This is a genomic window from Stenotrophomonas sp. P5_A9, from assembly GCF_056400525.1.
Genome location: NZ_JBFULC010000014.1, coordinates 65,433 through 88,300, shown reverse-complemented (window position 1 = coordinate 88,300; position 22,868 = coordinate 65,433). Strand labels below are relative to the sequence as shown.

The following is a 22,868-nucleotide window of genomic DNA, read 5'->3' as shown; positions in this document are numbered from 1 at the left end:
CATCGACCTGCAGAACGCCATCGCGCCCATCCTCAACGTTCCCCAACCGGCGCCAGCAATTCCACCTCGGCCAGCTGCATCCGCCCAGGCCCGGCGATGCGCAACCGGTACTCGGCGTAACGGCCCGGCGTGGCGATGCCGAACGGACGGGTCTGCTGCGCCCAGGCGAAGTCCTCGCCACGGCGCTGGTCCAGCGTGATCCAGCGGCCACCGCTGCGGCGCGCTTCCAGCGTCCACTCGCCGCCGCGGATCGGGGCGTTGCCACTGGTCAGCGTGTACATCGATGGCACGCCGTCGCTGACCCCGGTGAATGACACCGTGCCGGCACCCAGCGGCACCACGGTGCCGGCATCGTCATCGACCAGCGCCTGCAGCGCCCGTCCATCGGCACCCTGCGCACGCGCACCGCCGCCGAGCAGGTCATGCAGCAGGGAAGGGCGTTGGCCGCGCGCGGTGAGCGAGCGCGGCGCATCGTCCGGGCCGCTGCCCCACGGGGAGGGCTTGGGCCCCATCACGAAATCCAGCGTGGCGCCCTTGGCGATCACCTCGTGCGGTACCCAGGTCTTGCTCCACGGCTTGCCGTTGATTTTCAACGACTGCACGTACACGTTCTCGCGCGAGTTGTCCGGCGCATTGACGGTCAGCACCGCGCCGCCCTGCAGTTCGACCCGGGCGTGGCGGAACGCCGGCGAGCCGATCGCGTACTCGGGCGAGCCCATGCGCAGCGGATACAGGCCCAGCGAGGCCAGCACGTACCACGCCGACGTTTCGCCGTTGTCCTCATCGCCGGGGTAGCCCTGGCCGATCTCGCTGCCCACGTACAGCCGCGACAGGATCTCGCGCACATGCTGCTGGGTCTTCCATGGCTGCCCGGCATACAGGTACATCCACGGGATGTGGTGCGCCGGCTGGTTGCTGTGCGCGTACATGCCCATGCGCACATCGCGCGCTTCGGTCATCTCATGGATGGTGCCGCCATAGGAGCCGGCAAACGCCGGGTCGGCGGTTTCCGGGGTGGCGAAGAATTCGTCCAGCTTGGCCGCAAGTTTGTCGCGGCCGCCGTACAGCCCGGCCAGGCCTTCGCCGTCGTGCGCGGCAGTGAAGGCGAACGTCCAGCCGTTGGATTCGGTGTAGTCATGGCCCCACACGCGCGGGTCGTAGTCCTTGGCGGCCAGCCGCCATTGGCCGTCGGCAGTGCGGCCCTGGAAGAAGCCGGCCGCCGGATCGAACAGCGTGGCGTAGGTGCCCGCTCGGTGGCTGAAGTAGTCGGCCTCGGTGGTATAGCGCTCGCGCGCGGCAGCCGTGGTTGCGCGTTTGGCCAGCGCCTGGGCCATGTTGGCGATGCCGAAGTCGTTGAGCGCCCCTTCCATCGTCCACGACATCCCTTCATGCACCTCGGCGCTGGCATAGCCGCGGAAGGTGGAACGGTCCATGCCCTTGCGCCCGACGTGGCGATCCGGCGGCACCACGGTGGCGTTCTTCAGCGCCGCCGCATAGGCCTCCTCTGGATCGAAGCCGCCGATGCCCTTCAGCCATGCGTCGGCGAAGGCCACATCCGAACTGGTGCCCACCATCAGGTCGGCATAGCCCGGCGAGGACCAGCGCGCGACCCAGCCACCGGCGCGGTACTGCTCCAGGAAGCCCTGCACCAGCGCGCCGGCGTCGTCCTTGGTGAACAACGCATACGCCGGCCACGTGGTGCGGAAGGTATCCCAGAAGCCGTTGTTGACGTACACCTTGCCGTCGCGGATCGGGGCGAAGCTGCGCGTGGCGCTGCCGTCGGTGTTGTCGTCGGCGGCACTGGCCTGGCTGGCGTAACGCCAGTCGGGCGCGGCGGCGGTGCCGGCGTTTTCATGGCCGGAGTTGGGGTACAGATACAGCCGGTACAGGCTGGAATACAGCGTCGTCTTCTGGTCGTCGCTGGCATCGCCGATGTCGAACGGCGCCAGGCGCGCATCCCAGGCGTCCTGCGCGCGTGCGGCCACGCGCTCAAGGTCGTCGGTGGCGGCCAGTTCCAGTGCCAGGTTGTGGCGCGCCTGCTCGAGGGAGATCAGCGACGTGGCGATGCGCATGTTCACCCGGCGGTCGCTGCCGGCATCGAACTTGATGTAGCCGGTGGCACGGCCGGTGTCGATCTGCCCGCTGCTGCGCCAGGGTGTGTCGAAGCTGGCCACCACGTACATGCGGGTGGCACCGTTGGACAGGCCGCTGCGGGTATCGGTGTAGCCGGACAAGGTCTGCGTGGCCGCGTCCAGGGTCAGCCCGCCGCGCGCATCGACGTTGTCGAACAGCAGGTTGGCGTCGCCTTTTTCCGGGAACTCGAAGCGGAACAACGCGGCGTGGTCGGTCGGGGCGATTGCTGCGGCGATGCCATTGTCGAAGCGCACGTCGTAACGGTAGGGACGCGCACGTTCATTGTCGTGCGAGAAGGCCAGCGCACGCTTGCCGCGGTCGGCCTCGGGCACGCCACGGCTGGCCGAGGGCATCACCTGGAAGGTCTGGCGGTCGCCCATCCACGGGCTGGGCTGGTGGCTGAGCGCCAGCGCCTGCAGGCGTGGACGGTTGCTGGCATCGTTCTGTTCGTTCCAGCGGTACAGCCAGTTCAGCGCGCCGGCATCGGTGACCGGGGTCCAGAAGTTGAACCCGTGCGGCACCGCCGTGGCCGGGAAATTGTTGCCGCGCGAGAACGTGCCGTTGGCCTGCGTGCCGCGCGTGGTCAGCACCCAGTCCGACGGCCGCTGTGGTGCGCTGCGCGGCTGCGCGTCCAGGCGCACGTCGTCGATCCAGCCCGACACCGGCGCGCCGGCGGCGCTGGCCACCTGCAGTTCGACGCCCACCACGCGGCGCCCACGCAGCGCGGCGACGTCGCCCAGGCGCACCGATTTGCGGGCCCACTGCTGGGGGTACAGCGTTTTCGAATCGCCCTGCGCGGTCGCGCCCAGCGCCACGCCGTGCTGGTCGCGCGCGTCGCTGGCCGAGACCCGGCTGCCGTCGTCCAGCACCAGGTCCAGCGAGACGTAGGTGGACGCCACGGTGTCCTTGCCGACGATCTCCGGCAGTACCAGCCAGCTCAGCGCGGTGTCGGCCTCGATGCGCACGTCGGTATCGAACAGGCGCCGCTGCAGGGGGCCGCCGGTGCTGGCGTAGTGCAGCGCGCGCAGGCCGGTGTAGCCGACGCCGGCCTTGGCCGCATACGGCGCGCGCGGACCGTTGCCGATCTCGACCTGCAGCGCCTGCTTGCCGACCGAGGGGGACGGCTGGCCCGGCTCGAAGGAGGTCTGCAGGCCCTGGCCGAACGCGGGCAGGGCGAGTGAGGCGCAGGCCATGGCGAGGGCAAGCGGCAGCAGGGCGTGGCGGGCGGGGCGCGGAGCGGGCAGGGACATGCAGGGAACTCCCGGGTAGGGCAGGCGGCAGGCAGAGCCCGCATCGGCGACCACGGCAGACCGCATCACCCCGGCCGCCAGCGGCGGACAGGAGGGCGATGCAGGTCCGGCGGGGGGACGGGCCATGCGATCGGGGCAGGAATCGAACCGGTCCGATGCTGCAACAGGCATGGGGACGCTGGCAAGTGCCATTTAGTTCGATCCAAACACTGAAAAACCACCCGATCCTGACGTGGTTGACAGTGTGTTTGGATCGATTTAAAAAGAACGGTGTTGTCTCCCGGCAATACGCATCGCCCCGGCATGCCGCCGTCGGCCGCAGCGGCGATGCCGCAGCGCCGGGTGCTAGAATCGACACCTTCGCAATTCCTTTGTGTGTCCACGCCATGAGCCATACCGCCACTGCGCCCGCCAACGCCGAGAAGCGCTACACCGTGCACCGCGTCGACCTGCCGCTGAGCTGCCCGACTCCGGAAATGGCGCTGTGGAACTCCCACCCGCGCGTGTACCTGCCGATCGAAGACGAGCCCAACTGCGAGGCCAAGTGCCCGTACTGCGGCGCCGTGTTCGTGCTGGCCGACTGAGCCACGGCTGCGTCCGTGCGCCGACTGACCGTGGTGCAGCTGCTGCCGGCGCTGCACTCCGGCGGGGTTGAACGCTCCACCCTTGAAATCGCCTCCGCCCTGGTTGCCGCCGGCCACCGGGCCATCGTCGTGTCTGCCGGTGGGCGGCTGGTCGAACCGCTGCTGGCCAGCGGCGCCGAACACCTCACCCTGGACATCGGCCGCAAATCACTGCTCACCCTGCGCCACGTGCTGAGCCTGCGCCGGCTGTTCGCCGAGGTCGGCGCGGACATCGTGCATGCGCGCTCGCGGCTGCCGGCCTGGCTGGGCCTGTACGCGCTGCGCAACCTGCCGCCGGGGCAGCGCCCGCACTGGGTCACCACCGTGCACGGGCTGAACTCGCCGGGCCGCTACAGCGCGGTGATGACCAGCGGCGAGCGCGTCGTCTGCGTGTCCAACAGCGTGCGCGAGTTCGTCCAGACCCACTATCCAAGCGTACCGGCCGAGCGCCTGCAGGTGATTCCGCGCGGCGTGGACGTGGCCCAGTTCCCACGCGTGGCACGCAACGACCGCCGCGCGCGCCTGGCCGTGGCCGAACAGCACCCACTGCTGGGCACCGATGCGCCGCTGCTGCTGTTGCCTGGTCGCGGAACCCGCCTGAAGGGCCACCGGCACGCGTTGCAGGTGGTCGCCGGCCTGCATGCGGCGGGCGTGCCGGCCAGGCTGTGGATGCCCGGCACCCGCGAGCCTGGCCGTGAGGCGTACGTGGCCGAGCTGGAGGCGCAGGCGCGCACCCTCGGCATTGCCGATGCAGTGCTGATGACCGCGCCCACCACGCGCATTGCCCAGGCGTATGCGGCCAGCGATCTGGTGCTGCAGGTGTCGGACAAGGCCGAAGCCTTCGGCCGCACCGTGCTCGAAGCGCTGTCGGTGGGCCGCCCGGTGCTGGGCTGGAACCACGGCGGCGTCGGTGAGTTGTTGACGCAGCTGCAACCGTCCGGTGCGGTAGCCTTGCACGACAGTGCCGCCCTGCTGGCGCGCGCGCAGCAGCTGCTGCAGCAACCGCCCAGCCTGCCCACGCGGATTCCTTTCACTTTGCAGGCGATGCAGCGTGACACGCTCCAGCTCTACACCTCGCTCGCCGGCTGAACCGGCCCTCGCGCCTGACTCACCCGGCTCCCGTGCGGGCCGCTGGGCGCCGTGGTGGGTGCTCGCCTTCGTGGCGCTGTGGCCATTGCCGGGCATCGCCGAGACCGTGCTGGTGTTGGGAGCCCTGTATGCGGCCGTGCGCATGGTGCAGCTGCGCATGCAGGGCAAACAGCGCCTGTTGAGCGCACCGGCGTGGGCGCTGACCAGCATCCTGTTCCTGGGCTACTGGCTGCCACAGGCATTTTCCGCCTTCGATGCCATCGACCCGGCCACCGCATGGCGCAAGACCGCCGCCGGGCTGCGCTATCTGCCCTTCATGTGGCTGGTGGCGATCGCCGTGGCCACGCCGCAGCGGCGCGGACTGACGCTTGGCGGCATCGCGCTGATCGCCGCGATATGGACACTGGACGCACTGGCGCAGGCGGCGTTCGGTACCAGCCCGTTGTTCTGGTCGATGGACCAGCTCAAATGGGTGGTCAGCGGCCATGGCCTGTGCAGCGCGCAGGAAGTGGCGGCGGCCGACCGGCTCAGCGGCGTGCTTGGCCCGTGCAATCTCAAGTTCGGCCAGGTGCTGGCCAGTCTCTCGCCGTTCCTGCTGTTCGCTGCGGCGCGGCGTGGCGGGCTGTGGGGCTGGGGCCTGGCCACCGCGGCAGTGGGCGTGGTGCTGGTGCTGGCCGGCTCGCGCGCAGCGTGGCTGACCTATGCCCTGGTGGTGGTGTACTCCGGGTGGCGCCTGCTCGGCGCACGTGCGTTGATGGTCTGCCTCGCTGTCGGTCTGGTTGCTGCCGTTGCGGTCGGGTTTGGCTCTGCGCAGGTTCGCGAGCGCGTGGCACGCACGGCGATGGCGTGGGAGGGCGACGGTGACGGTGTCAACCAGGCGCTGTCCGGGCGCGCGCAGATATGGGAAGCGGCCGGCTGCATGATCAGCGCACACCCGATCAACGGTGTGGGCGCGCGCGGCTTCCGCGACGCCTATCCGGCCTGCAATCCGGCGCCGCAGGCGCAGGAAGTGTGGGGCGACGGCCCGGCGCTGCACGCGCACCAGATCGTGCTGGAAATCCTCGCCGAAACCGGCGTGCTTGGCCTGCTGCTGTGGCTGGCCGCCGTCGCCCAGGCGTGGCGCGCCTGGCGCTTCGCCCCGCTGGCGGCGCGCGAACGCGCACGCCCGGCGATGCTGGCGCTGGCGGTGACCGTGTTCCCGCTCAACACCCACCTGGCGTTCTATTCCACTTTCTGGGGTGGACTGACCCTGCTGCTGGCCGCGTTGTATGCGGGCAGCCTGCTGGCCAAAGACGCGGGGTAGCGCCACGCCCTGCGTGGCTGTGCTTCGATCCGGCATCGCGTGCAGCCACCCGTGGGGTGGCTCTACCGCAGCACACCGCCGGTAGAGCCACCCCATGGGTGGCTGTTCGCAGACCGTGCATCGGAACATGCTGACGAAAGGCGCAGCCATCCACCTATAGCCGCCACGCCTGGCCCGACGCACCCTCATGCGATGTCCAGTCCACGCCTCCAGCGCGGTCGCTACTCGCATCCTGGCTACTGCTACGCGCTTACCACTACAACGCACAACCGGTGCAGGTGGTTTGAGGATGCCGCAAATGCCGAGGTGATCATCGACTCGCTGCGCTATATGGAACGGTGCGGGATCACCCGCACGCTGGCCTGGGTGATCATGCCGGACCACCTGCATTGGTTGATCCAGCTGCGACGAGGCACGCTGGCCAGTTGCATGGTGATGTTCAAATCACGCAGCAGCCGGTTGTTGAATCAACGTCTGGGGCGAAAGGGAAAGGTCTGGCAGCACGGGTACTTCGATCACGCCGTAAGGACCGAGGAATCCCTGCGCAGGCAGGCGCTCTACATCCTTGCCAATCCGCTCCGCGCGGGCCTGGCCGAAGCGCTGGGTGACTATCCCTACGCTTGGTCGCGCTGGGCGGTGCAGGGGTAGAGCCACCCCATGGGTGGCTGATCTCCGATCCCGTGTCACGCGCAGCCACCCATGGGGTGGCTCTACCTGGGGCCTTGCGCAGGCACCCGTGGGGTGGCTCTGACGGAGGCGTCCGGGTTACCGGTAATAATCGCTGCGGCCGCCCGGCTGGCGCTTGAAGCGGCGGTGGATCCACAGGTACTGGTCTGGGGCTTCGCGCACCATCGCTTCGATGGCCTGGTTGACGCGGGCGGTGTCGGCTTCCACATCTTCGCTGGGGAAGTTCTCCAGCGGCGCGCCGATCTTCAGGAAATACCTGCCGCCTTCGCGACGGTGGAAATACGGCACCACCGCGCAGCCGGTCATCCGCGCCAGCTGATGGGTGGCGGTGATGGTGGCGGCGGTATGGCCGAAGAACGGCACGAATACGGTGTCCTTGCCGCGCATGTCCTGGTCCGGCGCATACCACAGGAAACCGCCCTTCTTGAGGTGGCGCACGGTCGCGCGGATGTCCTCGTTGGCGTACATTGCCTTGGCATAGCGCAGCCGGCCGAACTTCACCGCCCACTCGTACACCGGGTTGCGGTGCTTGCGGTACATGCCCGACAGGTCGACGTGGTCGCACAGCAGACGCCCGCACATCTCCAGGGTCATGAAGTGGCCCGAGACCAGCAGCACGCCGCGGCCTTCGGCCTGCATGCGCTGCAGGTGTTCCAGGCCCTCAACCTGCACGTGCGGGCGGATGCTGTCGATGCTGCCCCACCAGGCACGGGCGAACTCGAAGATGCCCACGCCCAGCGCGTCGAAGCTGTCGCGCAGCAGGCGCTGGCGCCAGGCCTCGTCCTTTTCCGGGAAGCACAGCCGCAGGTTGACCTCGGCCGCGCGCCGGCGGCTGCCGGCCAGGCGGTAGGCGACGGTGCCCACGCCGCGGCCCAATGCGCGCTGCAGCATCCACGGCAGCCGGGCGATGCCGAAGGCCGCGAACATGACGGCGAACATCGGCCAGTTGCGCGGATCGCGCAGGGACGGGCGGGTAGCGGTGGAAGCGTTATCTGACATGCCCTCGATTCTAATGGATGCATCCCGGCAGGCCCATCACGGCGGCACGGGATGCCTTCCCCGCGCCGCTCCCGTATCCTCTGCGCATGCGCAAAAGCCCTGTCGAATGGATCCTGCGCGGCCTGTACTCGGCCGTGCTGTACCTGTTGCTGCCGATCACCGTGTACCACCTGGTCTGGCGCGGGTTCCGGGTGCGTGAGTACTTCCGCCGCTGGGACGAGCGTTACGCCTCCTATCCGCATCCCAGCGGGCAGCCGCGGGTGTGGCTGCACGCGGTGTCGGTGGGCGAGGTCAACGCGGCGGCGCCGCTGGTCAACGCGCTGCGCACGCTGCGCCCGGACATCCGCTGGGTCATCACCACCATCACCCCGACCGGCTCCGAGCGCGTGCGCGCGTTGTGGGGCGATGCGCTGGACCATGTCTACCTGCCCTATGACGTACCGGGCAGCGTCGGCCGCTTCCTCGGCCACTTCAAGCCGAGCCTGGCGCTCATCCTGGAAACCGAGTTGTGGCCGAACCTGCTGTTCGGGTGCCGCGACCGGGGCATCCCCGTGTACATCCTCAATGCGCGTTTGTCGGCACGTTCGTTGCGTGGCTACCGGCTGCTGAGCGCGTTGATCGGCCGCGCACTGCGCACGGTGACTTGCGTGGCCGCGCAGTCGCAGGACGATGCCGAACGCTTCATCCACCTGGGTGCGTTGCCCGAACAGGTGCAGGCGCTGGGCAACCTCAAGTTCGATATCGCCGCGCCCAACGTGCAGGACTTCGTGGCGCAGTTCCATCGGCTGGTGCCGGCCGACCGCCCGGTGTGGATCGCCGCCAGCACCCACGAAGGCGAAGAGCAGGCCACCCTCGATCTGCACCGGCGCCTGCGCGAGGCGCTGCCGGGTCTGCTGCTGTTGTGGGCGCCACGCCACCCCGAGCGTTTCCCCCGCGTGGAAGCGCTGGCCCGCGAACAGGGCTGGAAGGTCGCCACGCGTCGCCAGCAGCAGTGGCCGCAGGCCGACACCGATGTGTTCGTGATCGATACGCTGGGTGAGCTGATGTCCTTCTACGGCTGCGCGCAGGTCGCCTTCGTCGGTGGCAGCCTGCAGGCCATCGGCGGGCACAACCTGCTGGAGCCGGCGGCGATGGGCACCGCGGCAGTCACCGGGCCGCACCTGCACAACTTCGCCGAGATCTCCCGGCGCATGCGCGAAGCCGGCGCGGTGGTGATCGCCGAGGATGCGCAGGGCGTGGGCGATGCACTGCTGAGCCTGCTGCGCGATCCGCAGGCGCGCGAAGACATGGCGCGCGCCGGCTGCATGCTGGTGAGCAATGGCCGCGGCGCGCTGGAACGCACCGTGGCCCTGATCGCCCCGCACCTGCCGCCGGCGGTGGAATGAACGGCCGATCGCCGGTTCACGCCGCCCCTGCAACCAGCAGATCCCCCAGGAACAGGTAAGCGAAGCCGAAGTAGATGAGCACTCCGATCAGGTCCATGATCGAGGTGATCATCGGCGAGGACAGCGTGGCCGGGTCGGTGCCGATGCGACGTGCGGCGAAGGGCAGCAGCGCGCCGATGACGCCGCCGAGCGCGGTGCACACCAGCATGCTGGAGCCCACCACCAGCAGCACATCCATGCCCACGCCCTTGCTGAAGTACGCCAGGATCGCTTCGAGCAACGCGATGGTGACGCCCAGCGCGGCCGCCACCGGCAGTTCGCGTTTGATCACGAACCACACATCGGCCCAGCTCAGTTTCAGATCGCCCAGTGCCATGCTGCGGATCACCAGCGTGGCCGACTGGCTGCCGGTGTTGCCGCCCATGTCCACGATCGGGGCGATGAAGGCGGCCAGCACGATGACCTGGGTCAATAGTTCTTCCTGCGCAGCCACGAAGGTACTGGTGGCGATGCCGAAGCAGGTCAGGATCGCCAGCCAGAACACGCGGACGCGGAACATCTGCTTCAGCGGCGTGTTGCGCACGTCCAGGTCGGTGCCATGCGCACTCACCGTGCCGCCGAAGCGCGCCAGCTGCGAGGCGTCCTGCTCTTTCTCGATGTCCATCGCATCATCGACGGTGACGATGCCGATCATGCGCCCGCCGTCGTGGATCACCGGCAGCGCCAGCAGGTCGTAGCGGCGGATCAGTTCGGCGGCCTGCAGGCGCGGCCAGTGCGCCTGGGCGAATACCGGGTCGGCGTGCATGATCGTGCTGATCAAGGTGTCCGCATCGGCCAGCACCAGATCGCGCAGCGAGACGCTGCCACGCAGCCGCAAGGTGCCGTCCAGCACGAAGACGATGTTGACGGTTTCCTTGTCCAGCGCGGTGGCGCGCAGGTGCGCCATCGCCTCGGCGACGGTCATCTGTGGCGCTACCCAGGCGTAGTCCGAGGTGGTCGCCGAACCGACGGTATCTTCCGGATAGGCAGCCATCTTCAGGATGTCGTCGCGCTCGACCCTGGTCAATGCAGGCAGCAAAGCCTGCCTGGCATCGTCGCCGAGACGGTTGAAGAGGTCGGCGCGATCGTCGGACGGCATGTGCTCGAACAGCTGCACCTTGGCCGCCGGTGACATCGCAGCCAGCAGCAGGTCCTGGGTGGGCATCGCAACGTGTGCGAACAGGCCGGCGCGTGCCGGTGGGTCGAGCAGCATCAGCAGACCCAGGCACGCATCGGTGTCGAGCATGCCGAGCGCATCCACCAGATCCGAGGCGTGCGTGGTGGCGGTGATGCCGGCGAACCCGGCCGCATCGCAGGAACGGGACAGGGTACGGAGGGAGAGCACGAGGTCGTCGCGGTTCATGGGGGGCTCCAGTCGGTAGAAAGGGGGTGACCGCCACGGTCCAGGCAGGCACATGGGCGGGGGATCGATCGCGGTGCGTGGCTGCGGCGAGCAGCCGCAGGGGGTGTTGAAGAGCGCGGTACGGGGGGGGGCGAAGCGGGCGCGCGACGCTCAGGGCAGTGCCGCGAGGTTGAAGCCGAGCGTGATCCAGCGGCTGTCGCGTGGGTGATGCATGCGTCCGGCGAGCAGGTCGAGGCTGGCGCCGGGCCACAGCACGCGTCGCAGACCCAGTTGGCTGCCGCGCTCGCGGGCAGCATCGTGTGCGGTCTCGGCCAGCAGCGACCAGTCGCGCGTCAGTCCGATTTCCATGCCGATGCCGTCGGTGCGACCGCGTGCGGCGCCCTGTGCCGCCCAGCCCAGGTTGAGGTGCACCTGCACGCGCTCCTGCACACCCGGTGCAATCGTCAGCGGTACGTTGAGCGCCCAGTCATCGGCGCGCGGACGCTGCGTGTTGCCACCGACGCTGGCGCCGAGTGCCAGACCCCAGTGTCGCGCCGCACCCTCGACCAGGACGCGCTTGGCACCGAACGCGTACTGGCGGCGGGCATCGCCGGGTGCCCGCGTCAGCCCGAGCGACCATTCGATGTTGGCCAACGTGCAGGCGGGCACGGTGGTCCATTCCTGGCCGGCATCGGTGTGTCGCACCCAGCTTTCCAACTGGCAGTGCCCGGCATCGGTGATGCCGGCATCGTCGACCAGCAGGCTGGCGGCGGCGCGGGTGTTGAACGGAAGCAGGGCCACGCTCAACAGCAGCGGGGCGAGTACGCGGAAAGCGTGCATGGGCAATCTCCAGGCGAACGGAAACGCCAGCGGCACCCTCGTCGGGGTCGGTGGAACAGCGATGCGGATGAAGCGAGGCAGGCGCATGTGGCATGCGCCGGAAGGCCCCGTCCTGTGCGGACGGAACCGACCTTGGGGTCAGTGGATCCGTCGGCTCAGGAACAGCAGCGCGATCGACTATGACTGTCCAAGGAGGGGGTCTCTGGGGGAGGGAAGAGGTGGTGCGGGGCGCAAGGTAGACAGCGCAGATGGCGTGGTCAAGCGGTTTTTGCGGCGAAATACCAACGTATAGAAACCGTATGCCCGCGCCTGCCCTGAAACCGTGGACGCGTGTATCTGTCGGGGACATCGAACGCGCGCGCAGACACGGCGCAATGTCGCGAACGACCGACGCAGCGCGGGAAAATGTTGCCAACCCGGTAGAGCCACGCCATGCGTGGCTGTCTTCGATCGGGCGGCGTGTGCAGCCACCCATGGGGTGGCTCTACCCCCGGAGAGGCGCGCAGGAAGACCCGCGTTGGGATGGGGATGGCGCGCGGAAGGGTGCACGCGGGGTGGGGCGGGCGGCGCGCGCGAGGCCCTGCCGATGAGGGGCGCGCAAAAAAAAACCACCCGCGTGCGGGTGGTTTTTTTGTTCCAGCGAGGCTGCCGGACTCAGTTGACCTGGGTGCTTGGCGTCGCCGCGGCCTGGGTCAGCAGGCGGTTGATGTCCTGCAGTTCGGCGATGTCCAGCGTGCCCACGGCCTGGCCCAGCTGCAGGCGGTTCTGCAGGAAGGTGTAGCGCGCGTTGGCGTAGTCCAGCTGCGCCGAGAACAGGATGCGCTGGTTCTGGATGACATCCAGCACGGTGCGGGTACCCACTTCCAGACCGACCTGCGAAGCGTCGTAGGCGCTCTGTGCCGAGACCACCGCCAGGCGACGCGCTTCCACTTCGCTGATGCCGGCGACCAGGGTCTGGTAGGCATTGCGGGTGTTGCGGTCCAGGGCGCGCTTCTGCTGCTCGTAGCCGTCCTGGGCGATGTCGCGCTGGGCCAGGGCCTGGCGCACGCCGGACTGGGTGGCGCCGCCGGAGAAGATCGGCACGCTCAGGGTCAGGCCGACGCTGTTGCTGCGGCGGTCCGGGCTGAAGCTGTCACCGGCGCCGACCACATCGCCCCAGCTGGCCGACTTGCCGGCGGTAGCGCCGAGCGACAGGGTCGGGTAGTGACCGCCGCGCGCGGCCGACACGCCGGTTTCGGCGGCGCTGACCTTCAATTCCTGCGCCTTCAGCGCCGGGTTCTGGGCAACCGCTTCGTTGACCAGCTGGTCGATGCTGGCGTACTTGGCAGGCAGTTCCGGGCGGAAGTCGACCGGCAGGGCGCGCAGGTCGGCCACCGGCTGGCCAGTCAGTTCGGTCAGTGCCTGGTAGGCATCGGCCAGGGTGTTCTGCGCGACGATGGTGTTGGCGCGGGCCTGGTCGTACTGGGCGCGCGCTTCGTGCACGTCGGTGATCGGGGCCAGGCCCACTTCCAGGCGCTTGTCGGCGAAGTCGAACTGCTTCTTGGCCGCCGCTTCGTTGGTCTGCGCGGCGGTCAGCGATTCGATCGCCACCAGCACGTTGAAGTACGCCGCCGAGGTGCGCACGATCAGGTCGTCGTTGGCCGAATCCAGGGTGAAGTCCGCCGCCTTGCTCAGATCGCGCTGCGAACGCAGGTTGGCGAACTGGGTGAAGTTGAACAGCGTCTGGCTGCCGTTGACCGTGTAGTTGCGGCTCTTGGTGGTGATCGAGCTGGAACTCAGGTCGTGGTTCGGGTTGGTGCGGGTGCGGTTGAGCGACGCCTCACCATTGAGCTGCGGCAGCAACGCGGCACGCGCCTGCACGGCGCCTTCCTTGTCGTACAGACGGGTCGATTCGGCGGCGGACAGCTGCGGATCGCCATTGCGCGCCATTTCGTAGACCTGCAGCAGGTCGGCGGCGGAGGCGGTCATCGGCAGCAGGGCGGCGGCCAGCGCAATAGCGAGGGATCGGCGGATCATTGCGGCTTCCTTGGACTCAGAGTTGGAACTGGGGCGCCGGAGCGGCACCGCGCAGGTAGTCGATATCGGTTTCAAACAGCGACTCGTTGGTGCCGTCGGCCGTGACCAGCACCGCTTCCATGACCGGCGACTGGCCGCGGATCACGAACAGACGGCCACCGGGACGCAGCCACTGGGTGAAACGTGACGGAATGGTGTCCACGGCAGCGGTCACGCAGATCGCGTCGAAGCGGCGCTCGGTTTCCCAGTGCAGTGCATCGGCGGTTTCGATCCGCACGTTGTTGCCCAGGCCGGCGGCATCCAGGCGCGCACGCGCGCCGGCAGCCAGTTCCGGCTGGATTTCCAAACTCAGCACTTCGCGGGCCAGCTCGCCCATGCAGGCGCTCAGGTAGCCGCTGCCGGTGCCGATTTCCAGCACTTCCTCGCCCGGCTGCAGATCCAGCGCCTGCAGGGTGCGGCCTTCGATGACCGGCTTCATCATCTTCTGCCCGAAGCCCAGCGGCAGTTCGATGTCGGCGTAAGCCAAGGCCTTGTGCGATTCAGCGACGAACGCCTCGCGCGGCAGGCGTGCCAGTACATCGAGCACGCGGATCTCCAGCACGTCCCAGGGACGGATCTGTTGTTCGACCATCAGTTCGCGGGCGTGGGAGTAATCGATCGTCATGAGGTTCTAGTTCCAGCGCAGTGGGCCGGCCATTTTACCGGTGCCGGGAGCCGGCGGCGCGCTGAGAGCATCGCTGCCGTCGCGCCGGGGTCGCAGTGCCGGAAGTCACCGCGACCTCCGGTCCATTCATCTTGATGTCACGCCGGTGGGCGCGGCGCGTACGCCCTCAGGAAGAAGTCGACGCTGGCGCTCACGTGGGCGTTCGCATCGCAGTCGGCCGGGGTCGGTCGCAGCCCGCACATCATATGCGTATGCAGCTCGCCTTTGAGCAGCGTCATCAGCTGCAGCGCGGCGGTCTGGCAGTCCTCGATCTCCAGTTCGCCACGGGCCACCCGGGCACGCAGGAACTCGGCCAGGGCATCGGTGGTGCGCTGCGGACCGGCTACCCAGAACATCTCGCGCAGGCGGTCGTCGGTTTCCGGGGCCATCATCACCCGCTGCACGGCGACCGCCTCGGCCGAGGTGATCATGCTGAAGAACGCGTGGCTGATGCCCTGCAGCTGGTCACGCAACGGCCCTTCGGCGTCGGTGACGAACAGCGCATCGGGCAGCATGGCAACACAGGTCGACTTCACAGCTTCGGTGAAAAGGGTCTCTTTGTCGCCAAAATGGCTGTAAACGGTCAGCTTCGACACACCCGCCTGGGCGGCGATGCTGTCCATGCTGACGCCGTTGTAGCCTTGCTCCACGAACAGCGACTTGGCCGCCTCCAGGATCGCGGCGCGCTTGCCCAGGTCCTTCGGACGGCCCGGCCCGGAAGCCTTGGCGGCCGGCTTGGCGGGCGCAACGGAAGAGGTCGAATCAGTCATCCAAACAATACTAGACCAATCGGTTCGATATTTATACTATACCGGCTGGTTCACTATTGGCCGTGCTGCAACAGTATGTTGCCCGTGCGTTCTTCCGGATTTCTTTTCAGGTCCTGTACCTCATGAAAAACATGCGATGGGTGGGCGGCGCTGCGCTGCTGGTGATGCTGGCGGCGTGTGGCAAGCAGGGCGCCGAGCCGGCGGCGGCGATCCCGGTGCTGGTGGTGCATCCGGGCACCGTGACCGGACAGGAAGCGGCCGCCTATCCGGGTGAGGTGCACGCCCGCCAGGAAAGCCCGCTGTCCTTCCGCGTGGGCGGCAATATGGTCAAGCGCCACGTCGATGCCGGCCAGCGCGTGACCAAGGGCCAGCTGCTGGCCGAACTGGACGCCGCCGACTACGCCTCCCAGGCCGCCGCCTCGCAGGCGCAGCTGGCCGCGGCCGAAGCCGATCTGGTGCGTGCCCGTGATGACCAGAAGCGCTACGCCACGCTCGCCGAAGGCCAGCTGGTGAGTCGCTCGGCGCTGGACCAGCAGACCGCTGCGTTCAAGGCCGCCCAGGGCCAGGCCAATGCCGCCCGCGCCAACCTGGCCGTGGCCCGCAACCAGGCCGAGTATGCGCAGCTGCGCGCGCCGGCCGATGGCGTGATCGCCAGCCGCCAGGCCGAGGCCGGGCAGGTGGTCAGCGCCGGGCAGACCGTGTTCACCCTGGCCGCCGATGGTGGCCGCGAGGTGCTGATCGCGCTGCCGGAAAGCAACATCCGCGATTACCAGGTGGGCCAGCCGGTGCAGATCGAGCTGTGGAACCGGCCAGGCCAGCTGCTGCCGGGCACGATCCGCGAGATCGCCCCCGCCGCCGATGCGCAGGCGCGTACCTATGCCACCCGCGTCAGCCTGGCGCCCGAAGCGGTGGACGAGGTGGAACTGGGCCAGAGTGCGCGCGTGTTCGCCGCGGCCGGGCGCAGCGGCACTTTGCAGCTGCCGCTGGCGGCGGTGTTGCGTGGCGCCGATGGCAAGGCCAGCGTGTGGGTGGTGAACCCGGCCAACGGTGCGCTCAAGGCCACCCCGGTGACGGTCGGTGCCTACGGCGCCGAGGCCGTGCCGGTGTTGTCTGGGGTGACCGCTGGCGACTGGGTGGTCGCCGCCGGTGGGCATCTGCTGCGCGACGGCCAGGTGGTGACGCCGGTGGATCGGCAGAACCGTCCGGTGCTCGCTCCCGCCGTAACGCCGGCGACTGCGCCGGCCGCCGTCGGCAAGGGGCACTGATCCGTGCGCCGCTTCAATCTCTCCGAATGGGCGCTGGGCAACCGGCCGCTGGTGCTGTTTGCGATGCTTGCCTTCGCGGTCATCGGCGCGTGGTCCTACAAGCACCTGGGCCAGTCCGAGGATCCGCCGTTCACCTTCAAGGCGATGGTGGTGCGCACGATGTGGCCCGGTGCCACTGCCGAGCAGGTCTCGCGCCAGGTCACCGAGCCGATCGAAAAAGCGCTGATGAACACCGGCGAGTACGAGTTCATCCGCTCCTACTCGCGCCCGGGCGAATCGCAGGTGATCTTCATGGCGCGCGACAGCTTGCGCTCCAAGCAGATCCCGGACCTGTGGTACCAGGTACGCAAGCGCGTGGGCGACATCCGCGCCACGCTGCCGCGTGAGATCGTCGGGCCGTTCTACAACGATGAGTTCGGCGACACCTTCGGCAATATCTACGCGTTGACCGGCAAGGGCTTCGATTACGCGGTGATGCGTGACTACGCCGACCGCATCCAGCTGGAACTGCAGCGCGTGCCCGATGTGGGCAAGATCGATCTGGTCGGGCTGCAGGACGAAAAGGTCTGGATCGAGCTGTCCAACACCAAGCTGGCCACGCTGGGCGTGTCGCTGCAGCAGGTGCAGCAGGCACTCGCCGACCAGAACGCGGTGACCGCCACCAGCTTCTTCGAAACCCCGAGCGACCGCGTGCAGCTGCGCGTCACCGGCCAGTTCGATTCGGTCGAGGACATCCGCAAGTTCCCGATCCAGGCCGGCGAGCGCACCGTGCACCTGGGCGACATCGCCGAGGTCAAGCGCGGTTTCGCCGACCCGGCCTCGCCGAAGATGCGGTTCATGGGCGAGGACGCCATTGGCCTGGCCGTGGCGATGAAGGATGGCGGTGACATCCTCAAGCTCGGCGCGACCCTGGATGCCGAGTTCGAACGCCTGCAGAAGACTCTGCCGGCCGGCATGCAGCTGCGCAAGGTGTCCGACCAGCCGCACGCGGTGGAGGAGTCGGTGGGCGAGTTCGTGCAGGTGCTGACCGAGGCGGTGGTGATCGTGCTGCTGGTCAGCTTCTTCTCGTTGGGCCTGCGCACCGGACTGGTGGTGGGCGTGACCATTCCGCTGGTGCTGGCGATGACGTTCTTCGTCATGCATTACTTCGGGATCGGCCTGCACAAGATTTCGCTCGGCGCGCTGGTACTGGCGCTGGGCCTGCTGGTAGACGATGCGATCATTGCGGTGGAGATGATGGCCACCAAGATGGAGCAGGGCTACGACCGCCTGCGCGCGGCCAGCTTCGCTTGGGAATCCACCGCCTTCCCGATGCTGACCGGTACGCTGATCACCGCCGCCGGCTTCCTGCCCATCGCCACGGCCGCCTCCAGTACCGGTGAGTACACCCGCTCGCTGTTCCAGGTGGTGACCATCGCGCTGGTGGTGTCCTGGATCGCCGCGGTGCTGTTCATCCCGTACCTGGGCGACAAGATGCTGCCGGATCTGTTCAACCGGCAGCCGCCCAAGCCGACCAGCCTGGCCGGGCGCTGGCACGCCACGCGCCTGCAGTGGGCCGACCGTCATCCGGCGTTCGCGCGCTGGATCGCGCCGAAGGAACATGCGCACGACCACGATCCCTACCAGCGCCCGTTCTACACCCGTTTCCGTGGCTTCCTGGATACCTGCCTGCGCCATCGCTGGTGGGTGATCGGCGCGACCGCGGCGCTGTTCGTGTTCTCGCTGGTGATCTTCCGCTTCGTGCCGCAGCAGTTCTTCCCCGATTCGACCCGGCCCGAACTGATGGTGGACATCGAACTGGCCGAAGGCGCGTCGCTGGCGGCCACCCAGGCCCAGGCCAGCAAGCTGGAGACGCTGCTGAAGGGCCGCGAGGGCATCAGCAATTACGTGGCCTACGTCGGCACCGGCTCGCCGCGTTTCTACCTGCCGTTGGACCAGCAGCTGCCGGCCACCAACTTCTCGCAGTTCGTGGTGCTTACCGCCGATGCCGAGGCACGTGAAGCCACGCGCGACTGGTTGATCAAGGACGTGATCAAGCAGTTCCCGGACGTGCAGATGCGCGTGACCCGGCTGGAGAACGGGCCGCCGGTGGGCTACCCGGTGCAGATGCGCATCTCCGGCGAGCACGTGGCGCAGGTGCAGGCCATCGCGCGCCAGGTGGAAGCCAAGGTCCGCGAGAACCCGCACGTGATCAACGTCAACCTGGACTGGAGCGAGCCGAGCAAGGTGGTGCGGCTGGTGATCGACCAGGACCGCGCACGCGCGCTGGGCGTAAGCAGCGCACAGGTCAGCCAGTTCCTGAGCAGCTCGCTGTCGGGCATGAGCGTGAGCACCTATCGCGAAGGCAACCGCCAGATCGAGATGCTGCTGCGCGGGCCGGACAACGAGCGCGCGCAACTGGGCCTGCTCGGCAGCCTGGCCATCCCCACCGCCAGCGGTACGTCGGTGACGCTGTCGCAGGTGGCCCGGCTCGAATACGCCTTCGAAGACGGCATCATTTGGCACCGCAACCGCCTGCCCACGGTGACCGTGCGCGCCGACATCGGCGATGGCATGCAGCCGCTGGACGTGGTGCAGCAGATCCTGCCCACCCTGGACGGCATCCGCGCGCAACTGCCGTCGGGCTACCTGTTGGAGACCGGCGGCACCGTCGAGGATTCGGCGCGCGGTCAGAACTCGATCAAGGCCGGCATGCCGCTGTTCCTGATCGTGGTGGCCACGCTGCTGATGCTGCAGCTGCGCAGCTTCTCGCGTGCGGCGATGGTGTTGGTCACCGCACCGCTGGGCATCATCGGTGCGACCCTGTTCCTGCTGCTGTTCCGCGCGCCGTTCGGTTTCGTGGCGCTGTTGGGCACCATCGCGCTGGCCGGCATGATCATGCGTAACTCGGTGATCCTGATCGACCAGATCCAGCAGGACATCGACGCCGGGCATGATCGCTGGCACGCCATCATCGATGCGACCGTACGCCGCTTCCGTCCGATCGTGCTGACCGCGCTGGCGGCGGTGCTGGCGATGATCCCGCTGTCGCGCAGTGCGTTCTACGGTTCGATGGCGATCTCGATCATGGGCGGCTTGATCGTCGGCACCGTGCTGACCCTGGTGTTCCTGCCGGCGCTGTACGCGGCGTGGTTCCGGGTGAAGCCGGATGAGGGGAAGACCGCCGAGGGGTGACCAATGGCGGGGTAGCCGACCGTTGGTCGGCTACCCCGATGCATCCCGTAGAGCCGACCGTTGGTCGGGACCAACGGTCGGCTCTACGGGATTCATCGGGGCAGCCGACCAACGGTCGGCTCTACGGGACGCATCGGGCAGCCGACCAACGGTCGGCTCTACATGCGTTGCTGGTCTTCAGCCGCGCAGGCGCGCCAGCACCGCGTCGGTGGCCTGGGTGGTGCTTACCGCCGCACCCTTGGCCGCCAGGTCTGCAGTGAACACACCGGCATCCAGCGCCGCATGCACGGCCGCTTCCACCGCAGCGGCTTCTTCCTCCAACCTCAGCGAATGCCGCAGCAGCATCGCCGCGCTGAAGATCGTGGCGTAGGGATTGGCGATGCCCTTGCCGGCGATGTCCGGGGCCGAGCCGTGGATGGGCTCGTAGATACCCACCGCGCCGGGTTCGCCCAGCGACGCCGACGGCAACAGGCCCAAGGAGCCTGCCAGCATCGAGGCCTCGTCGGTGAGGATGTCGCCGAACATGTTCTCGGTGACGATCACGTCATACTCGCGCGGCTTGGCCAGCAGATGCATCGCCATCGAATCGACCAGCTGGTGTTCCAGCGCGATCTCCGGGAACTCCTCGCGGCCGATCCGCGCGGCCACGTCACGCCACAGGCGCGAGGTCTCCAGCACGTTGGCCTTGTCCACCGAGGTGACCTTGCCGCGCCGGGTCTGCGCCAGGCGGAAGGCGGTGCGCAGCACGCGCTCGATCTCGCCCACGCTGTAGCTGCACAGATCGCTGGCGGTGTCGGCGGTGCGGGTCTTTACGCCGAAGTAGATGCCGCCGGTCAGTTCGCGCACCACCACGAAGTCCACGCCTTCCAGCAGCTCGGCCTTGATCGGCGAGGCGCCCAGCGCGGCCGGGTGGGTACGCACCGGGCGCAGGTTGGCGTACAGGCCGAGCGCCTTGCGGATCGCCAGCAGGCCCTGTTCGGGGCGCACCTTGGCGTTGGGGTCGGACCACTTCGGCCCGCCCACTGCGCCGAGCAGGATCGCGTCGGCCTTGCGGCAGGCGTCCAGGGTGCTGGCCGGCAACGGTTCGCCGTGGCGGTCGATGGCGATGCCCCCGATGTCGTGCTCCTGGAAACCGAAGGTGTGGCCAAAGCGCTCGGCCACCACGTCCAGCACCGCCACGGCCGCTGCGGCGACTTCCGGACCAATCCCATCACCAGGCAAGACCACAATTTCAGCGTGCATGTTCACTCTCGTAACGTTCGATGTCAGGGGTACGGCCCAACAGATACCCCAATTGGTCTACGCCTTCCAGCAGGCAGGTCTGCGAGAAACCGTCCAGCGGGAAGGCGTAGACGCGCCCGTCGGGCGTGCGCAGTTCGCGCGCGGCCACGTCGATGGTCAGTACGTCGTTCGGCCGCTGCATGAGGGTCTGCACGTCGGCTTCGTCCAGCACGATCGGCAGCAGGCCGTTCTTCAGCGAATTGCCGCGGAAGATATCGGCGATCTCGCTGCTGACGATGGCGCGCAGGCCCAGGTCGGTCAGCGCCCACGGCGCGTGTTCGCGCGAGGAACCGCAGCCGAAGTTGCGGCCCGCCAGCAGGATGCTGCGCCCGGCGTTGTGCGGCTGGTTGAAGGCAAAGCCCGGATTGGGCGTGCCGTCGGCCTGCCAGCGCCAGTCGTTGAAGGCGTGCTTGCCCAGCCCGGCGCGTTCGGTGGTGGACAGGAACCGCGCCGGAATGATCTGGTCGGTGTCGATATTGGTCTCGGCCAGCACAACGCTGGTGGAGGTCAGGGTGCGGAAGCCGCTCATCAGGCCACCTCCCGGGCGGCATACAGTTCACGTGGATCGGCCACGCGGCCGTTCACCGCCGCCCACGCCGCCGTCATCGGCGAGGCCAGCAGCGTGCGCGAGCCGGGGCCTTGGCGGCCTTCGAAGTTGCGGTTGCTGGTGCTCACCGCCAGTTGCCCGGGGGCGACCAGGTCACCGTTCATGGCGATGCACATCGAGCAGCCCGGCTCGCGCCACTCCGCGCCCGCCGCACGCACGATGGCGTGGATGCCTTCGGCCTCGGCCTGCCGCTTGACGATCTCCGAGCCCGGCACCACCAGCATGCGCACGCCGTCGGCGACGCGCCGGCCCTGCAGCACCTGCGCCACTTCGCGCATGTCGCTCAGGCGGCCGTTGGTGCACGAGCCGACGAACACGACGTCCACCGGTGTGCCGGCCAGGGTCTGCCCGGCGTGGAAGTGCATGTAATCCAGGCCCTTCTGCGCGGCAGCATCGTTGGCGGCCGGGATCGGCTGATCCACGGCGATGGCCGTGCCGGGGTGGGTGCCCCAGGTGAGCGTGGGGCGGATGTCGGCCGCCTCGATGTGCACTTCCACGTCGAAACGCGCACCGGCATCGCTGCGCAGCTGCGACCACGCGGCGACAGCGGCATCGAAGTCGGCGCCCTTCGGCCCGCGCGGGGTGTTGGCCACCCAGTCGTAGGTGGTCTGGTCGGGGGCGACCATGCCGGCGCGCGCACCGGCCTCGATGGACATGTTGCACAAGGTCATGCGCTGCTCCATGTCCATCGCCTCGATCGCGCTGCCGCGGAACTCCAGCACGTGGCCGGTGCCGCCGTTGACGCCGATCACGCCGATGATGTGCAGCACCACGTCCTTGGCGCCCACGCCCAGCGGCAGGGCGCCGTCGACGGTGATCGCCATCGTCTTGGCCTTGCGCTGCAACAGGCACTGGGTGGCCAACACGTGGCCGACTTCACTGGTGCCGATGCCGAAGGCCAGGGCGCCAAACGCCCCATGCGTGGAGGTGTGGCTGTCGCCGCAGACGATGGTCATGCCCGGCTGGGTGAAGCCCTGCTCGGGAGCGATCACGTGCACGATGCCGCGGCTGGCCGACTGCAGGTCGAACAGTTCCACGCCGTACGCGGCGCAGTTGCGCGCGAGCATGTCCACCTGCGCTTCGGACGCCGCGCTGGCGTACGGCAGCTTACCGTCGGCGCCGGCCGGCAGGGTCGGGGTGGAGTGGTCCATGGTGGCCTTGGTCCGGTCCGGGCGTCGCGGCGACAGGCCGCGCTCGCGCAGTTCGGTGAAGGCCTGCGGCGAGGTCACTTCGTGGATCAGGTGCAGGTCGATGTACAGCACGGCGGGCGCGCTGTCCGATTCGGGCACGACGACGTGGGCATCCCACAGTTTGTCGTACAGGGTGCGGGGAGCTGGGGTCATGGACTGGCCTTGCTGCGGT

17 protein-coding genes are annotated in these 22,868 nt (G+C 68.4%); 7 read left to right on the top strand and 10 right to left on the bottom strand.

All coding sequences use genetic code 11. The features are described from left to right. Positions 1 to 32: 32 nt before the first annotated feature. On the bottom strand, positions 33 to 3,383 hold the full coding sequence (locus AC1DR7_RS06470; RefSeq protein ID WP_457317947.1) for a GH92 family glycosyl hydrolase: 3,351 nt from the start codon (positions 3,381 to 3,383) through the stop codon (positions 33 to 35). Positions 3,384 to 3,769: 386 nt separating this feature from the next. Here AC1DR7_RS06470 and AC1DR7_RS06465 point away from each other — a divergent pair, with 386 nt between their 5' ends. From AC1DR7_RS06465 to AC1DR7_RS06450, 4 genes are all read left to right on the top strand, one after another. Next, entirely contained in the window at positions 3,770 to 3,967 is a 198-nt protein-coding gene (locus AC1DR7_RS06465; protein WP_256776508.1) for a zinc-finger domain-containing protein, read from the top strand. A 15-nt stretch (positions 3,968 to 3,982) separates the two neighbouring features. Then, on the top strand, positions 3,983 to 5,095 hold the full coding sequence (locus AC1DR7_RS06460) for a glycosyltransferase (RefSeq protein WP_457317946.1): 1,113 nt from the start codon (positions 3,983 to 3,985) through the stop codon (positions 5,093 to 5,095). Continuing rightward, a complete protein-coding gene (locus AC1DR7_RS06455; protein WP_457317945.1) occupies positions 5,058 to 6,398 on the top strand; it encodes an O-antigen ligase family protein in 1,341 nt (446 codons plus the stop codon). Before AC1DR7_RS06460 ends, AC1DR7_RS06455 begins: the two co-directional genes overlap by 38 nt. A 192-nt stretch (positions 6,399 to 6,590) precedes the next feature. Beyond that, the gene (locus tag AC1DR7_RS06450; RefSeq protein ID WP_256776505.1) at positions 6,591 to 7,046 is read left to right on the top strand and encodes an REP-associated tyrosine transposase; all 456 of its coding nucleotides are present in this window, start codon (positions 6,591 to 6,593) and stop codon (positions 7,044 to 7,046) included. Between the two features lie 117 nt (positions 7,047 to 7,163). Here the strand turns inward: AC1DR7_RS06450 and AC1DR7_RS06445 are convergent, their stop codons facing one another. Then, the gene (locus tag AC1DR7_RS06445; protein WP_256776504.1) at positions 7,164 to 8,084 is read right to left on the bottom strand and encodes an LpxL/LpxP family Kdo(2)-lipid IV(A) lauroyl/palmitoleoyl acyltransferase; all 921 of its coding nucleotides are present in this window, start codon (positions 8,082 to 8,084) and stop codon (positions 7,164 to 7,166) included. 86 nt (positions 8,085 to 8,170) lie between these two features. On the opposite strand from AC1DR7_RS06445, the gene waaA reads away from it, so the two are divergent. Beyond that, on the top strand, positions 8,171 to 9,469 hold the full coding sequence (gene waaA / locus AC1DR7_RS06440) for a lipid IV(A) 3-deoxy-D-manno-octulosonic acid transferase (protein ID WP_457317944.1): 1,299 nt from the start codon (positions 8,171 to 8,173) through the stop codon (positions 9,467 to 9,469). A gap of 16 nt (positions 9,470 to 9,485) precedes the next feature. On the opposite strand, the gene mgtE is transcribed toward waaA, so the two are convergent. From mgtE to AC1DR7_RS06415, 5 genes are all read right to left on the bottom strand, one after another. Further along, complete coding sequence (mgtE, locus tag AC1DR7_RS06435; RefSeq protein ID WP_457317943.1) at positions 9,486 to 10,871, bottom strand: magnesium transporter; 1,386 nt, start codon at positions 10,869 to 10,871, stop codon at positions 9,486 to 9,488. Positions 10,872 to 11,021: 150 nt separating this feature from the next. After that, entirely contained in the window at positions 11,022 to 11,690 is a 669-nt protein-coding gene (locus AC1DR7_RS06430; protein WP_478051442.1) for a hypothetical protein, read from the bottom strand. Between the two features lie 654 nt (positions 11,691 to 12,344). Continuing rightward, the gene (locus AC1DR7_RS06425) at positions 12,345 to 13,706 is read right to left on the bottom strand and encodes a TolC family outer membrane protein (protein WP_256776500.1); all 1,362 of its coding nucleotides are present in this window, start codon (positions 13,704 to 13,706) and stop codon (positions 12,345 to 12,347) included. A 16-nt stretch (positions 13,707 to 13,722) separates the two neighbouring features. Continuing rightward, positions 13,723 to 14,370 (bottom strand): protein-L-isoaspartate O-methyltransferase family protein, encoded by a 648-nt coding sequence (locus AC1DR7_RS06420; RefSeq protein ID WP_457317941.1) that lies wholly within the window; start codon positions 14,368 to 14,370, stop codon positions 13,723 to 13,725. A 137-nt stretch (positions 14,371 to 14,507) separates the two neighbouring features. Beyond that, complete coding sequence (locus tag AC1DR7_RS06415; protein WP_256776498.1) at positions 14,508 to 15,179, bottom strand: TetR/AcrR family transcriptional regulator; 672 nt, start codon at positions 15,177 to 15,179, stop codon at positions 14,508 to 14,510. A 122-nt stretch (positions 15,180 to 15,301) separates the two neighbouring features. Here AC1DR7_RS06415 and AC1DR7_RS06410 point away from each other — a divergent pair, with 122 nt between their 5' ends. Together AC1DR7_RS06410 and AC1DR7_RS06405 are read left to right on the top strand one after the other, a co-directional pair. Then, positions 15,302 to 16,444 (top strand): efflux RND transporter periplasmic adaptor subunit, encoded by a 1,143-nt coding sequence (locus AC1DR7_RS06410; protein WP_457317940.1) that lies wholly within the window; start codon positions 15,302 to 15,304, stop codon positions 16,442 to 16,444. A 3-nt stretch (positions 16,445 to 16,447) separates the two neighbouring features. Beyond that, positions 16,448 to 19,618, top strand: a complete 3,171-nt coding sequence (locus tag AC1DR7_RS06405; RefSeq protein WP_457317939.1) for an efflux RND transporter permease subunit — start codon at positions 16,448 to 16,450, stop codon at positions 19,616 to 19,618. Between the two features lie 177 nt (positions 19,619 to 19,795). Here AC1DR7_RS06405 and leuB read toward each other — a convergent pair whose 3' ends face one another. Genes leuB through leuC form a run of 3 tightly spaced genes read right to left on the bottom strand, consistent with a single transcriptional unit; the run spans position 19,796 to position 22,849 of the window. Further along, entirely contained in the window at positions 19,796 to 20,860 is a 1,065-nt protein-coding gene (gene leuB / locus AC1DR7_RS06400) for a 3-isopropylmalate dehydrogenase (RefSeq protein WP_457318138.1), read from the bottom strand. Continuing rightward, positions 20,850 to 21,428: a 3-isopropylmalate dehydratase small subunit gene (leuD, locus tag AC1DR7_RS06395; protein WP_457318139.1), complete on the bottom strand. Its 579-nt coding sequence runs from the start codon at positions 21,426 to 21,428 to the stop codon at positions 20,850 to 20,852. Before leuD ends, leuB begins: the two co-directional genes overlap by 11 nt. Continuing rightward, positions 21,428 to 22,849 carry a 3-isopropylmalate dehydratase large subunit gene (leuC, locus tag AC1DR7_RS06390; RefSeq protein WP_256776493.1) on the bottom strand — a complete coding sequence of 474 codons (1,422 nt, stop codon included), beginning with the start codon at positions 22,847 to 22,849 and terminating at the stop codon, positions 21,428 to 21,430. Before leuC ends, leuD begins: the two co-directional genes overlap by 1 nt. Positions 22,850 to 22,868: the final 19 nt, after the last annotated feature.